We start from the raw sequence: 2,462 nt of genomic DNA, 5'->3' as shown, positions 1-2,462 counted from the left end.
GCCTAATGGGAGCTGCCGGGTCGGAGAGACTCGGTGCCGTAGCCGCCAGCAGGTGAGCACTTATGTCGCCGGAACCACTGTGAGTTCTGTGGTCAGACCGTGCCCCTGCTGGTTGGCCGGAAGGCCATGACCGCTGATGGGGTGGCGTGCCCGCCGAGCTGAGCGTGAGCACTGGATCCATTAGGCCGCGTGCCGTGTCTTCCGCGGGCTGCATGACCGGGAAGTACCTGACCTGGAGGATGAGTTGCTGCTGATCGGCGACGACTGGGCCGAGGACCACCACGATGTCGAAGTCCAGGACACCACCGGCCGCCGCCTCGCGACCGCAAGGTTGCCCGAGGGCGCGGACGGTATCACCAAGCTCCACGAGCTTGTGGCGAAGCATGCGGGTGAGGACCTCGTCCCCTGCGACGTGATCGTCGGGATCGAGACGGACCGCGGCACCTGGGTGCAGGCCCTGCTTGCGGCCGGCTACCGGGTCTACGCGATCAACCCTCGGCAGGTCGCCCGGTTCAAGGAGCGGTACAGCACCTCCGGCGCCAAGAGCGACAGAGGCGACGCCCACGCGCTGGCCGACATGGTCCGCATCGACCGCGACCAGCTGCGGCCCATCGCCGGCGACAGCGACCAGGCCCAGGCCGTCAAGGTCGTCGCCCGCGCCCACCAGACCCTGATCTGGGAACGCACCCGCACCTTCCAACGACTGCGCAACACGCTGCGCGAGTACTTCCCCGCAGCCCTGAACGCCTACGCGAGCCTGGAGCTGACCAGCACCGACGCGCTGGAACTGCTCATCAAGGCGCCCACCCCCCAGGCGGCGGCCAGGCTCACCCGCATCCAGATCACCGCCATCTTGGCCCGCGCCCGACGCCACAACCGGGACCAGAAGGCCGGGGCCATCCAGGCCGCCTTGCGCGAGAAGCACCTGGAACTGCCCGAGCCGGTGGCCGCCGCCTACGGGGCCACCACGACCGCCCATGCTCGTCTCCTGATCGCCCTCAACGAACAGATAGCCGCGATGGAAGAGCAGGTGAAGGCGCATTTTCTCGCGCACCCGGACGCTGAGATCTACCTCTCCATGCCCGGCATCGGAGAGATCACCGGCGCCCGGGTGCTCGCCGAGTTCGGGGACGATCCCACCCGTTACAGCTCCGCCAAGGCCCGCAAGAACTACGCCGGAACCAGCCCCGTTACCCGGGCCTCCGGCAAGAGCCACACCGTCCAGGCCCGCTACGTGCGCAACAACCGGCTCGCCGACGCGCTTCAGCGCCAGGCGTTCTCCGCCCTGCGGGCCTCACCCGGCGCCCGCCGGTACTACGACAAGCAGCGAGCCCGCGAGGCCGGCTACAACTCTGCCCTCCGCCAGGTCGGCAACAGGCTCGTCGGCATCCTCCACGGATGCCTCAAGACCCGCACCCTCTACGACGAAGCAACCGCCTGGTCGCACCACGCACAACCCCATACCGCTTGACACCAAACGACATGGGGTGTCTGAGCAGCCGCCACACCCCCTGCACGGTGTAACCGATGTGGAACAACCGGCCGATCAGCAGCTTCACCCGCTTCAGGGTCCAGCCCTGGTGTTCGTCGTCAAAGCCGTGCGCCAGCGGTCCCCGCTTCAACTCCATCTCCAGCCGCTGCCACTGCTGGGACGTCAGCTTCTCCACCGACATCGGCCCGGCCGAGGCCAGCGCCGCCGCACCCCCACGCCGCCAGGCCGCCCGCCACCGACGCACCGACCGGTCCGTCACCCGCAGCTCGGCCGCGATCTGCGCCGTGCCCGCACCGGACTCGAACCGCTTGACCGCCTCCAGCCGTAACGCCTCACGTCTGTCCTGCTCGGCAGGCGTCAGCCCGCCCCCTTGCGCGTACCGCATGAGACCGTCGTACCGCAGGGATCACACCCCGTCACCACCCCGGACATCGCGCATTCAACCTGAGTACCCCTATCAACCCACTGGCTCTCTGTGCAATCGGGGCCCCCGGCGCCCACAGAAACACCACAACTCGGCGGGGATTCTGTTACCTGGCGGTTGAGCAGGCGGAACGGCTGGCGATCACACGGCAGGGCTGGGCTTGAGCGCCTCGATGAAGGCGGCGAAGGCCTCAGTCGGGAAGAGCAGGGTGCCGCAGGAAGGGTCCTTGGAGTCTCGTATCGCAACTCGGGTGACGTCGTTTGCTATTTCCACGCAGGAGTCGCCGTCACCGGGGCCGGAGTAGGACGACTTCCGCCAGTTGCCGAGGGTCTCCATGGAACGTCTCACAGCTCTTTCGTCAGCCTGTGGATGAAGTCACGCGACCGCGCTGGGTCGAGCGACACGGCCTCTACCTTACGGAAGAGCGTTCGAAACGCTTCCAACTGCGCCTCGAAGTCGACCAGGGCCGCACCATGGGGTGCGTCGCGCACCACGGTATCCAGCTTGGGCACGGCGCCTCCCGCGTACGTCATCGCGTTCGCCGCA

General features: G+C 67.8%; 3 protein-coding genes and 1 pseudogene. 1 reads left to right on the top strand and 3 read right to left on the bottom strand.

Going from position 1 to position 2,462, the window contains the following annotated elements; genetic code table 11:
• Positions 1-244 precede the first annotated feature (244 nt).
• On the top strand, positions 245-1,471 hold the full coding sequence (locus tag GFH49_RS22845) for an IS110 family RNA-guided transposase (protein ID WP_155053965.1): 1,227 nt from the start codon (positions 245-247) through the stop codon (positions 1,469-1,471).
• A 19-nt stretch (positions 1,472-1,490) separates the two neighbouring features.
• Here the strand turns inward: GFH49_RS22845 and GFH49_RS22840 are convergent.
• The 3 genes and pseudogenes from GFH49_RS22840 to GFH49_RS22830 all read right to left on the bottom strand — a co-directional run.
• A pseudogene (locus GFH49_RS22840) lies at positions 1,491-1,877 on the bottom strand (helix-turn-helix domain-containing protein); the annotation flags it as partial.
• 180 nt (positions 1,878-2,057) lie between these two features.
• Positions 2,058-2,252 (bottom strand): DUF397 domain-containing protein, encoded by a 195-nt coding sequence (locus tag GFH49_RS22835; RefSeq protein ID WP_155057972.1) that lies wholly within the window; start codon positions 2,250-2,252, stop codon positions 2,058-2,060.
• 8 nt (positions 2,253-2,260) lie between these two features.
• The coding region (locus GFH49_RS22830) for a Scr1 family TA system antitoxin-like transcriptional regulator (protein ID WP_230396441.1) at positions 2,261-2,462 on the bottom strand (202 nt) is incomplete at its 5' end.

Source organism: Streptomyces blattellae (assembly GCF_009709555.1).
In the GTDB taxonomy this organism is placed as follows: domain Bacteria; phylum Actinomycetota; class Actinomycetes; order Streptomycetales; family Streptomycetaceae; genus Streptomyces; species Streptomyces blattellae.
The sequence above is the reverse complement of the archived record's forward strand: the minus strand, read 5'-3'. Positions and strand labels throughout refer to the sequence as shown.

Bases quoted from the DNA above. Each gene is read 5' to 3' on its own strand.
- GFH49_RS22835 (WP_155057972.1), bottom strand. From the start codon at position 2,252: ATGGAGACCCTCGGCAACTGGCGGAAGTCGTCCTACTCCGGCCCCGGT.